Origin of the sequence: Saccharomonospora sp. NPDC046836 (genome assembly GCF_040645195.1) — a bacterium.
GTDB lineage: Bacteria > Actinomycetota > Actinomycetes > Mycobacteriales > Pseudonocardiaceae > Prauserella_A.
In genome coordinates, this window is record NZ_JBEYXW010000027.1 from 24746 (window position 1) to 42063 (window position 17318).

The following is a 17318-nucleotide window of genomic DNA, read 5'->3' on the forward strand; positions in this document are numbered from 1 at the left end:
GGGTCAGGCGCTGGGGACGAGTGCGTCGAGTGCGGAGTAGAAAACGCCGAGACCGTCGTCGGACGGACCGGTCAACGCGTCGATCGCGTGCTCGGGATGCGGCATGAGCCCGACGACGCGGCCGTTCTCACTGCAGATGCCGGCGATGTCGTTGCGGGAGCCGTTGGGATTGCCGCCCACGTAACGGAAAACCACCCGGCCGTCACCTCCGAGCCGGTCGAGCGTTGCCTGGTCGGCCATGTAACCACCCTCGCCCGACTTCAGCGGGATCAGCACCTCCGCGCCCGCGTCGTAGCGGGTACTCCACGCGGTGGTGTTGTTCTCCACCCGCAGCCACTGGTCCCGGCAGACGAAGTGCAGCTTCTCGTTGCGTACCAGCGCACCCGGCAGCAGCCCTGCCTCACAGAGGATCTGGAAACCGTTGCAGATGCCCAGCACGGGCATGCCCTTGCCTGCCGCCTCGACCACTGAGCTCATCACCGGGGCGAACCGGGCGATCGCACCACAGCGCAGGTAGTCACCGTAGGAGAATCCGCCGGGCACGATGACCGCGTCGACGCCCTTGAGATCGGCATCGGCATGCCACAGTGCGACGGGCTCGGCATCGGCGTAGCCGACGGCGCGGGCGGCGTCGACATCGTCCAGGGTGCCGGGGAAGGTGATGACGCCGATGCGGGGGCTCACGCCTCGATCCTCCGAATGGTCCAGTCCTCGATGACCGGATTCGCCAGCAGGCCCTCCGCGATCTTGGCGAGGGTCTCGTCGTCGACGGAGTCGTCGACTTCCAGCTCGAAGTGCTTGCCCTGACGCACCTCGGTCACCCCGTGAAAGCCCAGGCGCGGGAGTGCCCCGGCGACAGCCTGACCTTGGGGGTCGAGGATCTCGGGTTTGGGCATGACGTCGACGACTACTCGGGCCACGACAGGGTGCTCCTAGATTTCCGCAGGTCGATGCCCACAGAGCGTAACTCAGGGGCCGAGAGGCCCCCGACACCCCTCGGCCCCGTGCCACTCTTCAGTGGGTAGTACATGCGTAGGACGTACCGCTATTCCCACACGTTGCGTCACCCCGACCGATTCGCCGCTTCGGCCCAACGGTGACTCATTGCCAATGGCCGTGGGCGACGGGCGGCCCGGCGGGCCTGGCACTCCGGATCGCCCGCCCCGTCGCGGGCAGCGTGGCGACCACGAGCGGAACCACCCAGAGCAACAGCGCGACGATCGGCAGCAGGACGTAGTCCCCGGCCTCGTTGGAAAGCAGGTCCGTGATCGCGTAGAGGTAGTAGAGGACGGCGTTGGCCGCGAGGTACACGAGAACCCAGCGCACAGCACGCAGCCGGCAGGCCAGCAGCACGGCGAAGAGCGTGGTCACGGACGCGAAGATCATGCTGAGGGTGATCGCGAAGTCGACATTGCCGGTGATGTCGTCGGAGAAGGCGACACCGAGAACGGAGACCAGCGCGTGGAGATCCCCTTCACTTTCGGGCGTTCCGTCCCAGGAGATCGCCACGACGATGTAGGTGAAGGCGATCACCGGTACGAAAAGGCCGGCCGCCACATAGGCCATCGCGGTGCTCGGCTTGTGCGGGTAGCCGTACCCGGGCGGTGGCCCGTACCCGTATCCGTAGGGCTGCTGCGGGTACGGCGGTTGCTGCTGGTACCAACCCTGACCCGGCTGGCTCATCCGGTTCCCCCTCGCGTCAGGAAACGACCGGGTCGTTCATAGCACGCGGTCGACCTGGCGGGGAGCGGTTCGGGGAAAGTGCCGCCCGCTAGCGGCGGCCGTGCAGCGTGGCGATGAGCTTGCCGACGAGCGCGTCGGTCCGCGGAGAACGTGGGAAGGTCGTCAGCCGCAGCGGCACGGTGAACCGCTGGCGGGCGATCGCCTTCGGCCGGGCGAACTCCCGCAACCCCTCGGGCCCGTGGATCCGGCCGAAACCCGAGTCGCCACGGCCACCGAACGGCAACGAGGCGATACCCGCGAACGACAGCGGCGCATTGATCGCCGTCTGCCCGGTGCGCAGCCGCCGCGCCAGCTCGAGCCCGCGCCGCTTGGCGAAGACCGTCGAGCCCAGCCCGTAGACGGAGTCGTTGGCCTTCTCGATCGCCTCGTCCATATCCGCGACCTTGGCAATGGTGACGGTCGGGCCGAACGTCTCCTCGCGCACGGCCGCGGAGTCCTCCGGCACGTCGACGAGCACGGTCGGCTGCACGTAGCGATCGCCCACCGCGTCCTTGCCACCGACCAGCGCGCGTCCGCCGCGGGCGAGCGCGTCGAGGATGTGCGTGCGCACCACCTCCAGCTGCGTCGGCATCGTCATGGGGCCGTAGTCGGCGCCTGCGCTGACCTTCTTCGCCCGCTCCACCACCTTGGCCACGAACGCGTCGTAGACGCCCTGGTGCACATAGACCCGTTCGACACCGGCACAGGTCTGACCTGCGTTGGAGAACGCGCCCCACACCGTCGCGTCCGCGGCCGCATCGAGGTCGGCATCGGCGTCGACGAGGAGTGGGTCCTTGCCCCCGGCCTCGATCACCACGGGGGTCAGCGTCTCGGCCGCGGCGGCCATGACCTTCTTGCCCGTCGCGGTCGAGCCGGTGAAGGCGATCTTGTCGACGCCGGAGCGGGCGAGTGCGGCGCCCGTGGCGCCGAAACCGGTGACCAGTTGCAGCACCGGGTACTCCGGCACCGCCTCGGCGAAGGTATCGACCAGCCAGGTACCGACGCCGGGGGTGTACTCGCTCGGCTTGAACACCACCGCGTTACCGGCGGCGAGTGCGTACGCGATCGAGCCGAGCGGCGTGTAGACAGGGTAGTTCCACGGCCCGATCACCCCGATCACGCCGAGCGGCTGGTACTCGACGGTGGCCGCCTGGTTCGACAGCAGCAGACCCGGTGCACGGCGCTGCGTGCCGAGCACCTTGCGTGCCTGCTTGCCCGCCCAGGCCAGGTGCTCGATCGCCAGCACGATCTCCAGCTGGGCGTCACCGGCGGGCTTGCCGGTCTCCCTGCTGACCAGCTCGCACAGCTCGGGCAGCCGGCGCGCCAGGCTGCCCCGCCAGCGGGCGAGTCGCTCGGCGCGCCCGGCGAAACCCAGCGACTCCCACCAGCGCGCTGCCGCCCGAGCGCGGTCGACGGCGGCCTGGACCTCATCGGCACTGTGCACCGGATAGGTGCCGATCACCTCGTCCGTTGCCGGGTTGAGCGAGTCGAACGTCTCAACTGCGTGCACAGTGGTCATAGGGCCAGCGTACGACCCGGTGCCATTGCTGGCAATCTGCCAACTACACGGGAGGGCAAGCCATGCAAATCGTCCACTTCGGACATTCTTGTGTGCTGGTTGAGACCGGCGCCGCCCGCATCCTCATCGATCCCGGCGCGTTCTCCAGCGGGTTCGAGACACTGCGGGAACTGGACGCGGTCCTCATCACGCACCAGCACTACGACCACATCGACACGGAGAAGCTGCCCGCACTGCTGGCAGCCAATCCGGGTGCGCAGCTCATCACCGACGCCGGCACGACCGACACCGTCGAGAAGCTGGGCCTGCCATCCCACACCGTCCAGCCCGGCGATGCGTTCGACCTCGGCGGCATGGCCGTGAACGTCGTCGGCGGCCAGCACGCCACGATCCATCCCGACGTCCCGGTGGTCCCCAATGTCGGCTTCGTCATCGACCACGGGGCCTTCTACCACCCGGGTGACTCGTTTTTCGTTCCGCAGCAACGGATCGACGTCCTCGGCCTGCCGACGGCCGCACCGTGGCTCAAAGCAGGCGAAGCCGTTGACTACCTGCGGACCGTGGCTCCACGGCTGGCGGTGCCGATCCACGAGGCGGTGCTGGCGAGGCCCGCCATGCACTACGGCCTGTTCACCAACCTCGCGCCCAACGGCACCGAGGTCAGGGTGTTACCCCGAGGCGAGACGGTGCAGCTGTGAGGTAGGTCCGGCCGGTGGCGTCGTTCTCCAGCGCGACATCGATCGCGTCCAGCAGCGCCTGCCGCCTGCCGGGCCGCTCCAGATCGCGGGTGTCGACGCCGAGCCGGACCAGGCCGCCCCGCCGGGCGGCCCTGGCCGCACCGAGCACGAACGTGAAGCAACGCACCGTCTCGGTGAGCTGGTACTGGCTGCCGAAGCCCTGCACCCGCGCACGCAGCACCGTCCCATCGCGCAGGTCACGTACACACGACAGGTCCGCACACAGCGAGAACCCGCGCTCCCGCAACGCTTCGAGCGTGCCCTGCGAGACTCGCCAGCGCGGCGGAGCGAACGCCGTCGTGCGCACGCCGGACCGTTCCATCCCGGCGGTGGCCGCGATGAGGCGCAACCGCGCCTCATGTGCAGGCAGCGAGGCGAACTCGGCCCTGACCCGCTGGTCGTAGCCGTGCAGCAGCACCGCGTCACCCCAGCGCACCCGCGCGCGAACCCAGTCGGCCACCAGCGGGGAGCCGGCCTCGGCGCTCGGGGCGAACAGGATCGACAACGGCACGCCGCGCTTGTCGAGCTCGGCGGTCAGGTCCGCGCAGCGGTGCAACGTCCGGGCGGTGGCCCCGGACAGCGACACCAGCAGGGAGGTGGCCACGCCCTCCATTACGCCCGACGCGGTTTACCGGCCGCTGGCCTCGAGATGAGAGCCGGGTGAAACCGGCACCGACGTCAGAGGATCGGGCTCGGCTGGTACTTGGCGGCCTCCGGGAACCGCTTGAGGACCTGCTCGACCCTGCCTGCCACGGCCTCGACCTGCCCGGCCGCCGTGCCCGTGAACGACAGCGGGTCGGCCAGCAGCGCGTCGAGCCCGGCACGATCGAGCGGTAGGCGCTCGTCCGCGGCGAGCCGGTCCAGAAGGTCGTTGCCGGCCTGCCCCGCGCGCATCGCGAGCGCCACCGCCACCGCGTTCTCCTTGATCGCCTCGTGGGCGGTCTCCCTGCCGACCCCGGCCCGCACCGCTGCCATCAGCACCTTCGTGGTCGCCAGGAACGGCAGGTACCGGCCCAGCTCACGGTCGATGACGGCGGGGAAGGCACCGAACTCGCCGAGCACGGTGAGGAACGTCTCCAGCAGTCCGTCCAGCGCGAAGAACGCGTCGGGCAGTGCGACCCGGCGGACCACCGAGTCGGACACGTCGCCCTCGTTCCACTGGTCGCCCGCCAGCTCGCCGATCATCGACAGGTACCCGCGCAGCACCACAGCGAGCCCGTTGACCCGCTCGCACGAGCGCGTGTTCATCTTGTGCGGCATGGCCGACGAGCCGACCTGGCCCGGCTGGAACCCCTCGGTCACCAGCTCGTGCCCCGCCATCAGCCGGATCGTCGTTGCAAGGTTCGACGGCGCGGCAGCCACCTGTACCAGCGCCGACAGCACGTCGAAGTCCAGCGACCGCGGGTACACCTGCCCGACGCTGGTGAACACCTGCGAGAACCCGAGATGCGCTGCCACCCGCGACTCCAGCTCGGCGAGCCGGGCGCGGTCACCGAGCAGGTCGAGCATGTCCTGTGCGGTGCCGACGGGGCCCTTGATGCCGCGCAGCGGGTAACGGGCGATCAGCTCGTCCAGGCGCTCGAACGCCACCAGCAGCTCGTCGGTGGCGGTGGCGAACCGCTTGCCCAGCGTCGTCGCCTGCGCGGCGACGTTGTGTGAGCGGCCTGCCAGCACCAGGCCGGCGTGTTCGGTGGCGAGCGTCGCGAGGCGGGCCAGCACCGCGACCACGCGCGTCCGCACCAGCTCGAGCGAGCGGCGCAGCTGCAGCTGCTCGACGTTCTCGGTGAGGTCCCGCGACGTCATGCCCTTGTGCACGTGCTCGTGCCCGGCCAGCGCGTTGAACTCCTCGATCCGTGCCTTGACGTCGTGCCGGGTCACCCGCTCACGCGCGGCGATCGAGGGGAGGTCGACCTGCCCGATCGCCCGCTCGTAGTCGGCGATGACGCTCTGGGGCACGTCGACCCCGAGTTCGGCCTGTGCCTTGAGCACCGCAAGCCACAGCTCGCGTTCCAACTCGACCTTGTACTCCGGCGACCACAGGGCCACGAGCTCGGGCGAGGCATACCGGGCGGCGAGAACGTTCGGAATGCTGGGCTTGTCGGTCACACCAGCCAGGCTAACCGGCGGGCCAGGTCCTGCCTGCGCCGCATGCCGCCCGCTCAGCCGAGTACGTCACGCAGCATCCGGGCGGCCGCGGCGCGCGGGTCGGGATCGACCTCGATCAACGCGTTGACCACGGCACCGTCGACCAGCGCGATCAGCTGATCCAGCCGACGCTGGTCGATGTCCACCCCGGAGCGCGCGAAGATCTGTGTGAGCAGCTCCCGCAGCTCGCCGGCGAGGGTGCGCATGAGCGGGCGGAGGTAGGGCCGCCGTCCGGTGGCCACCAGCCGTTCGTAACGCAGCAGCACGGCCTCGTAGTCCGGGTCCTCGCCGAGCAGCTGGTCCAGCACCAGCTCGATGAGGTTGTCCACCCCACGGTGCTCGGTGCTCAGCCGCTCCAGCTGCGCGTGACCACGCGCCAGCTCGGAACGTGCGTGGTGCTCCGCGGCGGCGGCGATGAGGTCGTCGAGCGAGTCGAAGTAGTAGGTGGTCGACGCCAGCGGCAGCCCTGCACGCTCGGCGACGGCGCGATGACGGATCGCGTCGAACCCACCCTCGACGAGCAGCTCGGCGGCAGCGCTGATGAGCGCCGCACGGCGGCGTTCCCCTTTCGGCGTGCTCGCTGCTGACGTCATGTGCGGAGAGTGTGCCACCTGGAACTCAGAACCGAGCAGCCAGCGCCGAGGCGATGCGGTCGAGCTCAGCGGCAAGCGGCGCCTCCGCCGAACCGGCCGCCGGGGTGCTGATCACGAAAATCGTGCCACCGCTCGCCGTGGCCTGCTGGGCGACCTCACTGCCCTGCGGTTGCCCTGGCAGTGGCACATCCAGGCCGCGCGGGGCGAGCACGGCCGTGACCGTGCCGCCGTCCAGCTGGAACCCCGCGGTGCTCGTACCCGTCGGACAACTGCGGCCTGGCCCGGCCGTGGTCGCAGCGGCGACCGGGAGCTCGCCAGCGAGGGCAGTGGCGAGCTCCCGGTCGACCTTGTCGCACCCGAGGGTGCGCTCCCCGTCCGCCGTGCCGCCCTGCTTCGGCCCGGGCTCCGGGAAGCTCTGTGTCTGGGGGAGACGTTCCGGGGACTCGCCTGGTTGCGCGGCGCCGTGCGCGGGTGCCGCCGCGGTCGTCTGTTCGTTGCTTCCACCACTACCACTCAGCAATACGCCCGCCGCGCCTGCTGCGCCGCCCAGCACCACGACGGCGCACGCGACGCCGGCAAGCAGGGACCGGCGCCGGACGCCGGCCCTGCGGGATGCGGTCGTGACCTCGGCGAGGCCGAACCGCGGCGGGGGCGGCTCGCCCGGCGCATCCCGGAACAGCTCAGTCAGCTCACGCTCATCCATGTGTCTCCACCTCCTCGCCGAGCACGGTGCGCAGGTTGGCCAGCCCACGCGCGGTCTGGCTCTTGACGTTTCCCTCGCTGCACCCGAGGGCCTGCGCGACACCGCTGACGTCGAGGCCCTCGAAGTAGCGCAGCACCAGCACCGCGCGCTGGCGCGGTGGCACCTTGCGCAGCCCCGCCAACAGGTCCTCCCTGGTCGCGACCCGGTCGGCGAGCGGGGGCTCCGCCTGCGGCCGTTCGGGCAGCTCGTCGGACTGCCGCTCGCGCCGCCACGGCCGCCGTGACTCGTCAATGGTCGCCCGCACCAGGGTGGTCCGGACGTAGGCATCGAGGGCGGTACGGTCGCGGATCTTGCGCCACTTGCGGTGCAATGCGACGAACGCCGTCTGCGCCAGATCGTCGGCCCGGTGCCAGTCACCGCAGAGCAGGTACGCGGTCCGGCGCACGGAGTCCCGCTTCGCAGCGAAGTACTCCGCGAACGCTTGCTCGTCGCGGTGGTCCACGCGGTTGGTTCTCCGGTCGGTTGTGTTGTCGAATAGTCAGGACGGAAAAGCCGGGCTCCACGGTTGCATGTCCGGATGAGCTCGCGCGCGCTGACGGCTCTGTTGTGAGAGCAACTAACGATGTGATGTGATCGGACCGTGACCTCCGCGGCAACTTCGCCTATCGACTTCCGTTCGGACACGCTCACCCGGCCCGATGACCAGATGCGGGCGGCCATGGCGAGCGCCGACGTCGGCGACAACGTCATCGACGTCGACCCCACGATCCGGCAGCTGGAGGAAAGATCGGCGGCCGTGCTCGGCATGGAGGCGGCGCTCTGGACGCCGAGCGGCACGATGGCGAACCTGATCGCTCTGTCGGTGCACCTGCGCCGCGGTGACCGGTTCCTCGCGCCGCGCAACGCGCACGTGCTGGTCAACGAGCTCGGCTCGGCGGCGTGGCTCGCCGGCGGCATGCCCGATCCCCTCGAGCACGACGCCGGGCCGGGTAGGCCATCACCGCAGGCCATCCGGGCAGCTGCCGGTAGCCGCAGCGGCCCGTACTACACGCTGCGCACGACGCTGCTCTGCCTGGAGAACACCCACAACGCGGCAGGCGGGGCGATCACACAGCCGGACGAGCACGCACAGCTCGTCGCCGCGGCGCGGGACGTGGGCCTGCGCGTGCACCTCGACGGCGCCCGCCTGTGGAACGCGGCAGTGGGGCTGGGGCTGCCCCCGGCCGCGCTCACCGTCGGCGTCGACACGGTGTCGGCCTGCTTCAGCAAGGGGCTGGGTGCCCCGGTGGGCTCGGTCGTGGCTGGCAGCGCCGAGTTCGTCGAGCAGGCCCGCCGTATGCGCCAGATGCTCGGCGGCGGCGTCCGCCAGGGCGGGATCCTCGCCGCCGCGGGGCTGCTCGCACTGGACCGGATCGGCGATCTCGCCACCGACCACGCCAATGCCAGGGCGCTCGCGGCGGGGCTGCGCGAGTTCGGCTGGGAGGTGAGCGAGCCGCAGACCAACATCGTGCTCGCCACCGTGCCGGACGTGCTGCTGACGCTGGACTCACTGCGCGGCCTCGGCATCCTGACGCTGCCGATGGCGGGCAAGGTGCGCTTCGTGACGCACCGCGATGTCTCGGCAGCCGACGTCAAGGAGGCGCTGGGCCGCATCAAGGCCGGTGGGCGGTGACGCGCAGCTGGGTGGTCTTCGACTACGGCGAGGTGATCTCCACGCGGACGACCGCGCTACCGCGGCTGGCCGACGTGCTCGGGGTGCCACTCGCCGATTTCGAGCCCGCGTACTGGACCCACCGCGACGCCTACGACCGGGGTTCAGGCGACCTGCCCTACTGGCGGGTGGTGGGCGACGCCGTTGGCGTGACCGTGGACGAGGCCGTGTCGGCGGAGCTGACGCGGCTGGACATCGCGGGCTGGGCAGAGGTCGATCCGGCGATGCCGGAGCTGCTGGCAGCGTTGGCGGAGGCGGGCACCGCGCTGGCACTGCTGTCCAACGCGCCGGCGTCGTTCGCGCGGTTCGCCGAGCTCCAGCCGTGGACCCGGCATTTTCGCGAGCTGCTGTTCTCCGGCGACGTCGGACTGGCCAAACCCGATGCGGCGATCTTCGAGCTGCTCGTGTCCCGGCTGGGCGCGGAGCCGCCGGACTGCCTGTTCTTCGACGACCGGCAGGTCAACATCGACGGCGCCAGGGCCGCGGGCCTACGCGCCCAGCTGTGGCAGGGAACCGCAGCCGCGGCGGAACTGTTGTAAGCGCCCCCAAGGCCACCTTGGTCGCGTTCAATGCGCCCACCCGTCTCCCACCGCCACCCAGACGGAGACGCTGCGCGCCGCCGTGTTCGCAAAAGGTGGCCTTGGGGAAACGTCGTTATACGGCTCCGGCGAGGCCTAGGAGAACGGCGTTGGCGACGGCCAGTACCCCCAGAGTTGCGGCGGGGGCGACGGCGGCGGCTGGATCGCCGATCCGCACGTGCCGCACCACCGTGCCGACCATCAGCACGACCAGGCCGATCGAGGCGGCGAACGCTGCTGGCCGGAACCAGAAGCCGACGATCAGCCCGGCGGCGGCCGCGAGCTCGATCGCCCCCACGGCCTTGTTGGCCCGCGGGGACACCTCGAGGTGTGTGGCGTAGGAGCGTAGCGGCTCGGCACCGATCAGCCGTGCGCCACCAGCACTCAGGAATGCCGCCGTCAGCAGGAGGGACAGCACCCCGATGACGATCGACATCGACGGTGTGGGTCAGGAGCGGATCTGCTTCTTGTCGCCCCCACCCTTGATCGCTCCGTACGCCGCCGCGCCAAGGAACGCCACGCCACCGATGACGGCAATCCAGAAGACTGCCTGCACCAGGAAGCCCACCACGGACCCGATCACCATGAAGGCGAGCCAAGCCAGAAGCAGACCCCCGACGATCTTCCAGAACATGATCATCCTCCGCTGCACTCCGAGAAGCCGTCCTGTCCACCCAGGTTGGCATGAGGCAGGTCCGGATGCCCCACAACATGGCCAACGTTCAGGGAAATGTCCGGGTTCCCCCTGACCCGCTACCACCGGATCGGGTCACAGCCAGGCCCCCAGCCTCCGCACGCCCTCGGTGACCTCGTGCTCGGCGCCGGCGAAGGAGAACCGGACGAACCGGCCCCCGTTCACGGGATCGAAGTCGATGCCGGGCGTGATGGCCACGCCCGTGTCGGCGAGTAGCCGCTGGCACCAGCTGAGGCTGTCCTCGGTGTGGGCGGAGACGTCGGCATAGGCGTAGAACGCGCCGTCGACAGGTGCCACGCGGTCGAGGCCCAGCTCGCCGAGCCCCTTGAGCAGCAGGTCGCGGTTGGCGCGGTAGTGCGCCACGTGGCCGTCCAGCTCCGCGTAGGACTCCGGCGTGAACGCCGCGACGGCAGCACGCTGCGCCAGCGCAGGCGGGCAGATGTTGAAGTTGCCGGTGAGCACGTCGACGGCCCGGTGCAGGCGCTGGGGGACCAGCATCCAGCCGAGCCGCCAGCCGGTCATCGCGAAGTACTTCGAGAACGAACCGAGCACGAGCGCCTCGGTGGAGGTCTGCCACGCGCAGCCGAGCTCGGTCTCATACGAGATGCCGTGGTAGATCTCGTCGCTGATCAGCTGGACGCCACGTGCGGAACACCAGCCTGCGATCGCGGCCAGCTCGCCGGGCGGCAGCACGGTGCCGGTGGGGTTGCTCGGGCTGGCGACGATGAGGCCCTTGATGGGACCGAGGTCGTCGAGCAGGTCGGTGGTCGGCTGGAACCGGGTGCGCTCGTCGGTTGCGAACTCGACGACCTCACAGCCCAGCGCCGAGAGCAGGTTGCGGTAGGCCGGGTAGCCGGGCCTCGCCATCGCCACGCGGTCGCCTGCGTCGAACGCGGCGAGGAACGACAGCAGGAACCCGCCGGAGGAGCCGGTCGTGACGATCACGTCCTGTGGACTGACCTGCAGGCCGTAGGTGCGGTCGTAGTGGCCGACGATCGCCTCGCGCAGTTCCGGAATCCCCAGCTGGACGGTGTAGCCGAGGTCGCCGTCCGCCAACGCTCGCTCCGCCGCCGCCAGGACGGGGCGTGGTGCACCGGCAGTGGGCTGCCCCGCGCAGAGTGCGATCACGTCACCGTGACTGCGCTGGCGGGCCTGCGCCGCCGAGAGCACCTCCATGACGTGGAAGGGAGCCACGTCGGCCCGCTGCGCCGGACCGGAGAAGGGAGCGAACTCGACCATGCGCCCGAGCGTAGGCGCTCCCCTCCCGGTCCCGGCCGGTGCGTCAGCGCGGGCTGTCCGGAGTGTCCGGGCTCGCTGGGCTGGGCGGACTCAACGGACTCAGCGGGCTGGCCGGGCTCTCCGGCGAGTCGGCAGACTCGGGCGAATCAGCGGACTCCGGCGAATCAGCAGACTCGGGTGAGTCGTCGGTGTAGTGGCCGTTGTCCTGGGCGTAGTCCACGAGCTGCACCTGGGTGGGCACCTTGGTGTCGTTGAGCCGCACATCTGCCGACGCGGTACTCGCGACGGCGAGCAGCCCGCCCACTCCGGCGACGACACCGGTCGCCGCGACCACCAGCCAGGGACGCCGGTTCTTCTCGGTCATATCGGATTTCCTTTCTCTCGGTGATTGGCGAACAACCAGGGGTGTTCAGGCAGCGGTCAGCCAGCGGCGCGCGAGCTCGAGCCGCTGCCAGGTCGCCGTGCGCCACTGCGGCTCCCGCACGCGGTGCGGGCCCGTTGCCAGTGACAGCACGACCGCGGCCACGCGAGTGCGCAGCACGCCGAGGTCCCAGTGCCGGGCGAACTCGGCAAAGCAGCGTGCGGCGAAGCCGTCGACGACGGCTGAGCGCTCCGGCCGCACCTGTGCCAGCACGGCGAGGTGGCCGAGGAGACAGGCGGGGTCGTCGTAGCGGTCGCCCGCCCCGGCGGTGTCGATGTCGAGCAGGCCGGTCAGCTCGGCGTCCCGGACGAGGAGCTGGCTGTCGTAGAAGTCCCCGTGCACGGGAATAGCCGGCTCGCCGGTGCACATCACCGCATCGGCGATCACGTGCGCGGCAGGCCCCGCCTCGGGCAACACGGCCGCCACCACATCGGCGTAATGCCTCGCCCGCTGCCCCCAGCCGGGGCGAGCGGGGCGTTCGCCGAACTCAGGGGGCAGCGCATGCAACGCGGCGACGATGTCCGCGGGATCGACGCCGATTGGGCCACCGCCGAGGAGCAGGTGCCTCAGCGGCCTGCCGGGCAGCCCGGCGAGCACGAGCAGACCGTCGTCGGTCCAGCCGATGCTGTCCGGCACCCTGGCCCGGCCAGCCGCGCGATGCAGGCGGTGCAGGGCTTCGACCCGGTGCGGCCGGACGGCCTTGACGAACAGGCTCGTTCGCGGTGTCCGCACCTCGACCACCGCGCGCCGGCACGGCCGGTACGCCCGCACCCGCACCCGCAGCCGCACGTCGTCGTCGCCGAGTCCGAGCGCGGCGACGAGACGCCGCATTCGGTGGGGGTCGAGCGCTGCGGGCAGGCCTGGCAGGGCGGGGTCGTGCGGGAAGCTCCAGACACCGACCTCGCGGGCACCGTCGGACATCCGCAGCGCGGCCGCGGCATGCGCCGAGGTGGTCGCGCCGAAGGTCTCAGTGGTGTGCTCGCCACCCGGCCAGGCGATGTCCACCTGAGCCGCGACCGTGGTGGCCGCTCCCGGCTGGACGTCGAACTGGGTGGTGCGGCATCCGGTCACCGTCCCGCCGGCCACATCGGCCGCGCCTGCCCACAGTCGCGCGAGGTCGGCCTCGGCCGGGACCCATCCGGATTCGCTCATGGATCTTACGATCGCCGGGCACCGTGAATCCGGTCTGAGCCTGCGATGAGGGGATCTTCATGCTGGACTCAGTAGCCCTGGTAACCCCCGCCGGAGGCCATCGCCTTCAGCCCCGGATGCCCTTCGAAGCCGCCGTAGCGGTCGAAGGTGTAACGAACCCCGGCGATGATGTTGTCCACCGGGTTGTAGATGTCGTCGTGCCCGGGCAGCTTGTGGGCCTGGAACGTCGGGTCGATGCACTGCATCAGGCCCTTCGACGGAATGCCCTTGGCAGCGTTGGAGTCCCAGAGGTTGATGGCGTGCGGGTCGCCGCCGGACTCCTTCTCGATGATGGTCCAGATCTCGTCGATGTTCTCTTCGGTCACCGGAATCCCGTTGGCCTGCAGAATCCTGATGGCCTCGCGAATCCACTGCTCGACGTTGCCCGGCGGCGGACCGCTCGACGGCGGACCCCCACTGGGGCCGAGCCCGCCGGCACCACCACCGCCGCCGGAGCCGCCGCCCCCGCCCGAACCGGAACCGCCGCCGCTGATCTCGCCGGTCGACTGCATCTGCGAACCCGAGCCGCCCGGTGGCGGCACCGTGGCGAACCCACCATCGACCTCGGTCTTCATCAGCTGCTGAGCGCGCTGGATCGCCTCGTTGGACTGCCCGAGCAGGTCGTCGATCCGGCGGGCCGCGTCGCCGGCAGTGCGGCTGTTGTCCCGGCCCGCGGCCTGGATGATCTCCTCTGCTGTTGGCGACGGCGGTGCGTCCCGCTCGCCGTTGTGAAACGCCTGCATGGCCGCGCGCGCGGCTTGCGCCTGACCTTCCGCCTCGTTGTTGCGGTTGTCGATGGCGCGCCGCGCATCCTCCTTGGTGCTCTGGATCTGCTGCTTGAGGTTGGCAAGCGTCTCCTGCAGCGTGGTCAGCTCCCGCGCGACCTCGTCGAGCTTGTCCTTGACCTTGTTGCCCGCTGCCGCGACCTGGTTGACGTAGTCGAAGAACGCGTCGGCAGCGGGGCCGTCCCACACGCCGCCGTCCCGCAGCGGGGCCGCCGCGTTGGTCAGCGCAGCGGTGTGGTCGCCCGCGTTGCGTGACGCGTCGTCGAACTGCCGCGCGACTTCCTGGATCTCACCCGGGTTGACCTTGTCGACCTTGCCGGCCTTGGCCTCCACATCGGACCATTCCGCCGGGATTCCCGCGCCTGCCATCAGAGATCCCGCACGGTCAGGTTGTCGGCCGCGACGGCATCGGCCTCGGTCATGGCGCGCACGGCGTCACGCAACGCCGTGCTGGCAGCCGTCATCAATCCGGCCGCGGTCTCGAACTCGCTCTGCATCCCCGTGGTGAAGGAGCCCAGAGTGCCCGACGCCTGGTCCGGGTTCTCCGGGTCCTCGACGTCACCGAACGGGCTCTCCCCCTCGACGCCCTTCAGCTGCGCCTTCGACGTGCGGAAGTCCTCGGCAATCCTGTCGACCATTCCCGCCGTGATGTTCATCGACTCTGCGTCGTATACGGGCACGGCTCCGTCATCCCCTTCACACACCCCATCTGTGTCCGCCGGTTCGACGCGTCGATCCCCATGGCGGTTCCGGCCAACTGTACGACCCGGCCCGCGCGTCCGCGCGCGATCACGCCGGCTCAGACCTCGTCGAGTAGCTCCCAAACCCGTTGCACGAGCAGGGAATTGTCCGCCGGCGTCACCGTTGCCCAGTTCTGCCCGTCGCCGCCGGCCTGCACCTGGAAGAGGTACCGCCCTGCGTCGGTGTCGAAGAAGGCGATCACCCGGCTCGCCCGGTGGACCTGCCCGTCGCGGCCGAGCCGCTGCACTCCGAACTGACCCCGCGACACCGCACCCATGAGCATCCCGGCCAGCTCCTGCGCCTGCCACAGCGCGACGCCGCGGTCCTCCAGCGCGGTCACGAGCGCCTTGGCGTCACCACGTGCCGCGGCGTCCGCCTCCACCAGGACGTCGTGCGGCACGCTCACCGAGCGCCCGACACCGGGCGGGAGCTCACCCGCCACCGAGATGGCGGCCTGGGGCAGCGCCGTGTCGCTGGCCGGGATGAGCCAGACCTCGTCGCCGTCGACCACGCCGAGCAACGCCTGGCTGCCGGTGCTGACGGCGAGGCCGGAGATCTGCCGGTCGGCCCACACCCACACGTCGATGGCGACCTTGGGCTGCACGAAGAGGTTCAGCATGTCGACCAGTTCCGGGGCGGCCTTGCGCCCCCTGGCGAGCCGTCGCTGCGCCAGTGACTCCCACGCACGGTCCACCAGGGCAGCCCGCTCACTGTGGGTCGCGCCGGGGCTGGCGACATCGATCGCGACATGCCGCTCCGGCAACCGCGCAGCTTCCCAGAGCACGTCGAACTCCAGCGTGGACAGGACCACGCTGCCGCCTGCGCTCACCGGCGCCCGTCCGCATCGTCACCGAGCACGTCAGGTGCGACCATGCGCTGGTCGGTGAACAGGTCCGTGTCATCGACGCCGTACCGGCGCACGTGGGTGGCATCGTCCTCGCCACCCTGCTGCGGCGCGGCCTTCTCGAGGAACCCGCCCCGCTGGCGTTCGGCCCGCGGGCTGAGCCGCTCGGAGTTGCGCTGGGCCTTCGCCTCCTCCTCGGGCAGGTCACCGATGGCGAGCTGGTGCGGCGAACGGGCGGCACCCGGCGCGCTGCGTCCCACACCCCGGCCGCGGCGAGCGTCATCGCCACTCAGGGCACCAGCGACGCCGCCGGCGGCGAGCGCGGCCGCACCGGCGCCGAGGTCGTTGACAGAGGCACCACGCGGCACGGCGGTGAACCCGCCGCTGCTGACGGTGCCACCCGGCACACTGGGCTGGGGCACCGCGCCGAAGGACTTGCCCTTGGCCAGCGGCTGCTGCTCGGCTGCGCCGCCCACACCGCCGCCCGCACCCGGTGTGGCGGACTTGCCGACGACCGCGCCGGCCGCCGGTGGTGCGCCACTGGCACCGCCCGCACCGCCGGAGGAGCCGGGCACGGCTGCTCCGCCAGGCGCACCGGGCGTCCCGCCGATGGGGCCGGGCACTGCCGCACCGGGCGCGCGTGGGCCTGTCACGACACCGCCGGTCGCCGGAGGCGGGGACGGGGACACCGTGCCCGGGGCGGCACCAGAGCCGGTAGGCACCGCGGGCACACCGGTGCTCGGCGTCACGCTCGCACTGCCACTTCCGCTGACGGTGCCGGGCTGCTGGTACTGCGGTACCTGCCTGGAGACCCCCGCGACACTGGTGACCGGCGTGGGGGCAGTGGGCGCGCTACTCGGCGCGGTCGCCTGGTGCGGAGCCGTCCCCGGCGCGGCGCCCACGCTGCCCGTGCTTCGCCTGGCCGGCTGCTGGACCGGTAGACCAAGCGCGGGCGTTGGCACGTTGGCGGCGGCGCCGGTGGCAGGAGCCACGGCGGGCCCTGGCGCAGGGACCGGTGGCGGTACCGGGGTGTTCGCGGCGCCCGCGGCGATGGTGACGTCGCCGGGACCACCACCCGCGTCGATGGCACCGGGTAGCCGCGGCCCCGTGTCGGCGACCACCGCACGCGGCGAGCCCAGCTCCTGCGTGCCCGCCAGGTTCTCCCCGGAGTTCTGCGCGTAGGAGTTGAGCGCCTGGAGCGCCTGCTGCCTGGCCTCCCTGGCCTCGGCGACCCGGCGGGTGTTGTCGGTTTCGAAGCCGAGGAGACTGGCCACCGAGTCGAAAAGGCCATAGCCGCCGGCACCCTGCCGCAGGCTCTGCGCGTCCGGCAGCTTGTGCAGCGTCCGGTTGAACGCCTCGCCCTGCGCGAAGATCCGCTCAGCCGAGTCGTTGACCTTGTCGTTGGCCTCGGCGGAGAAGTCCGCCTGCCGCGTCACCGTCTCGCCCGCTTGCCTGCCCGCATCGCTACTCCACTCCACGCCGAGCTTGCCGAGCTCCCTGCGAAGCGTGTCGTCGGTCTCCGACAGCGACTCGGCCACGGCCTTGAGTGCGGCGACAGCATCGCTGATACCGCTGATCCCCGGTCCGGACCGAAACCGGTCGATCTCGTCGGCGAGCATGTTGTCGGTGTAGCCATCGAACCGGTGGTCGCCGATCCGCTCGACCAGCACCGAGATGTCGAGGTTGTCCATATCG

21 protein-coding genes are annotated in these 17318 nt (G+C 70.8%); 3 read left to right on the top strand and 18 right to left on the bottom strand.

Going from position 1 to position 17318, the window contains the following annotated elements; genetic code table 11:
• Positions 1 to 3 precede the first annotated feature (3 nt).
• The 4 genes from purQ to ABZ863_RS25715 all read right to left on the bottom strand — a co-directional run bounded on the left by purQ (position 4) and on the right by ABZ863_RS25715 (position 3241).
• On the bottom strand, positions 4 to 684 hold the full coding sequence (purQ, locus tag ABZ863_RS25700) for a phosphoribosylformylglycinamidine synthase subunit PurQ (RefSeq protein ID WP_358540370.1): 681 nt from the start codon (positions 682 to 684) through the stop codon (positions 4 to 6).
• Complete coding sequence (gene purS / locus ABZ863_RS25705; RefSeq protein ID WP_358540372.1) at positions 681 to 920, bottom strand: phosphoribosylformylglycinamidine synthase subunit PurS; 240 nt, start codon at positions 918 to 920, stop codon at positions 681 to 683. The genes purQ and purS overlap by 4 nt, the downstream gene beginning before the upstream one ends.
• A gap of 181 nt (positions 921 to 1101) precedes the next feature.
• Positions 1102 to 1683: a hypothetical protein gene (locus tag ABZ863_RS25710; protein ID WP_358540374.1), complete on the bottom strand. Its 582-nt coding sequence runs from the start codon at positions 1681 to 1683 to the stop codon at positions 1102 to 1104.
• A gap of 88 nt (positions 1684 to 1771) precedes the next feature.
• Positions 1772 to 3241, bottom strand: a complete 1470-nt coding sequence (locus ABZ863_RS25715) for an aldehyde dehydrogenase family protein (protein ID WP_358540376.1) — start codon at positions 3239 to 3241, stop codon at positions 1772 to 1774.
• 62 nt (positions 3242 to 3303) lie between these two features.
• Between ABZ863_RS25715 and ABZ863_RS25720 the strand changes: the two genes are divergently transcribed.
• Entirely contained in the window at positions 3304 to 3939 is a 636-nt protein-coding gene (locus tag ABZ863_RS25720; RefSeq protein ID WP_358540378.1) for an MBL fold metallo-hydrolase, read from the top strand.
• Here the strand turns inward: ABZ863_RS25720 and ABZ863_RS25725 are convergent.
• The 5 genes from ABZ863_RS25725 to ABZ863_RS25745 all read right to left on the bottom strand — a co-directional run bounded on the left by ABZ863_RS25725 (position 3902) and on the right by ABZ863_RS25745 (position 7921).
• Positions 3902 to 4582, bottom strand: coding sequence for a DUF2334 domain-containing protein (locus tag ABZ863_RS25725; protein ID WP_358540380.1), 681 nt, complete (start codon positions 4580 to 4582; stop codon positions 3902 to 3904). The two genes, ABZ863_RS25720 and ABZ863_RS25725, sit on opposite strands and share 38 nt — an antisense overlap.
• A gap of 74 nt (positions 4583 to 4656) precedes the next feature.
• Positions 4657 to 6084, bottom strand: a complete 1428-nt coding sequence (gene purB, locus ABZ863_RS25730; RefSeq protein ID WP_358540382.1) for an adenylosuccinate lyase — start codon at positions 6082 to 6084, stop codon at positions 4657 to 4659.
• 53 nt (positions 6085 to 6137) lie between these two features.
• Positions 6138 to 6716 (bottom strand): TetR family transcriptional regulator, encoded by a 579-nt coding sequence (locus ABZ863_RS25735; RefSeq protein ID WP_358540385.1) that lies wholly within the window; start codon positions 6714 to 6716, stop codon positions 6138 to 6140.
• 25 nt (positions 6717 to 6741) lie between these two features.
• On the bottom strand, positions 6742 to 7419 hold the full coding sequence (locus tag ABZ863_RS25740) for a hypothetical protein (protein ID WP_358540387.1): 678 nt from the start codon (positions 7417 to 7419) through the stop codon (positions 6742 to 6744).
• Positions 7412 to 7921 (bottom strand): SigE family RNA polymerase sigma factor, encoded by a 510-nt coding sequence (locus ABZ863_RS25745; RefSeq protein ID WP_358540389.1) that lies wholly within the window; start codon positions 7919 to 7921, stop codon positions 7412 to 7414. The genes ABZ863_RS25740 and ABZ863_RS25745 overlap by 8 nt, the downstream gene beginning before the upstream one ends.
• Before the next feature lie 204 nt (positions 7922 to 8125).
• Here ABZ863_RS25745 and ABZ863_RS25750 point away from each other — a divergent pair, with 204 nt between their 5' ends.
• Together ABZ863_RS25750 and ABZ863_RS25755 are read left to right on the top strand one after the other, a co-directional pair.
• Complete coding sequence (locus ABZ863_RS25750; RefSeq protein WP_358540544.1) at positions 8126 to 9091, top strand: GntG family PLP-dependent aldolase; 966 nt, start codon at positions 8126 to 8128, stop codon at positions 9089 to 9091.
• Positions 9088 to 9669, top strand: a complete 582-nt coding sequence (locus ABZ863_RS25755) for an HAD family phosphatase (protein WP_358540391.1) — start codon at positions 9088 to 9090, stop codon at positions 9667 to 9669. Before ABZ863_RS25750 ends, ABZ863_RS25755 begins: the two co-directional genes overlap by 4 nt.
• Positions 9670 to 9784: 115 nt before the next feature.
• On the opposite strand, the gene ABZ863_RS25760 is transcribed toward ABZ863_RS25755, so the two are convergent.
• The 9 genes from ABZ863_RS25760 to ABZ863_RS25800 all read right to left on the bottom strand — a co-directional run bounded on the left by ABZ863_RS25760 (position 9785) and on the right by ABZ863_RS25800 (position 17314).
• Positions 9785 to 10144: a DoxX family protein gene (locus ABZ863_RS25760; protein WP_358540394.1), complete on the bottom strand. Its 360-nt coding sequence runs from the start codon at positions 10142 to 10144 to the stop codon at positions 9785 to 9787.
• Between the two features lie 12 nt (positions 10145 to 10156).
• Positions 10157 to 10342, bottom strand: a complete 186-nt coding sequence (locus ABZ863_RS25765; RefSeq protein WP_358540396.1) for a hypothetical protein — start codon at positions 10340 to 10342, stop codon at positions 10157 to 10159.
• A gap of 135 nt (positions 10343 to 10477) precedes the next feature.
• Positions 10478 to 11641 carry an aminotransferase class I/II-fold pyridoxal phosphate-dependent enzyme gene (locus tag ABZ863_RS25770; RefSeq protein ID WP_358540398.1) on the bottom strand — a complete coding sequence of 388 codons (1164 nt, stop codon included), beginning with the start codon at positions 11639 to 11641 and terminating at the stop codon, positions 10478 to 10480.
• 43 nt (positions 11642 to 11684) lie between these two features.
• Entirely contained in the window at positions 11685 to 12005 is a 321-nt protein-coding gene (locus ABZ863_RS25775; RefSeq protein WP_358540400.1) for a hypothetical protein, read from the bottom strand.
• 45 nt (positions 12006 to 12050) lie between these two features.
• Positions 12051 to 13214, bottom strand: a complete 1164-nt coding sequence (locus ABZ863_RS25780; protein ID WP_358540402.1) for a hypothetical protein — start codon at positions 13212 to 13214, stop codon at positions 12051 to 12053.
• 68 nt (positions 13215 to 13282) lie between these two features.
• Positions 13283 to 14407 carry a transglycosylase SLT domain-containing protein gene (locus ABZ863_RS25785; protein WP_358540404.1) on the bottom strand — a complete coding sequence of 375 codons (1125 nt, stop codon included), beginning with the start codon at positions 14405 to 14407 and terminating at the stop codon, positions 13283 to 13285.
• Entirely contained in the window at positions 14407 to 14718 is a 312-nt protein-coding gene (locus tag ABZ863_RS25790) for a hypothetical protein (RefSeq protein ID WP_358540406.1), read from the bottom strand. The genes ABZ863_RS25785 and ABZ863_RS25790 overlap by 1 nt, the downstream gene beginning before the upstream one ends.
• A gap of 119 nt (positions 14719 to 14837) precedes the next feature.
• Positions 14838 to 15608 (bottom strand): ESX secretion-associated protein EspG, encoded by a 771-nt coding sequence (locus tag ABZ863_RS25795; protein ID WP_358540408.1) that lies wholly within the window; start codon positions 15606 to 15608, stop codon positions 14838 to 14840.
• On the bottom strand, positions 15605 to 17314 hold the full coding sequence (locus ABZ863_RS25800; protein WP_358540411.1) for a magnesium chelatase: 1710 nt from the start codon (positions 17312 to 17314) through the stop codon (positions 15605 to 15607). Before ABZ863_RS25800 ends, ABZ863_RS25795 begins: the two co-directional genes overlap by 4 nt.
• Positions 17315 to 17318 lie beyond the last annotated feature (4 nt).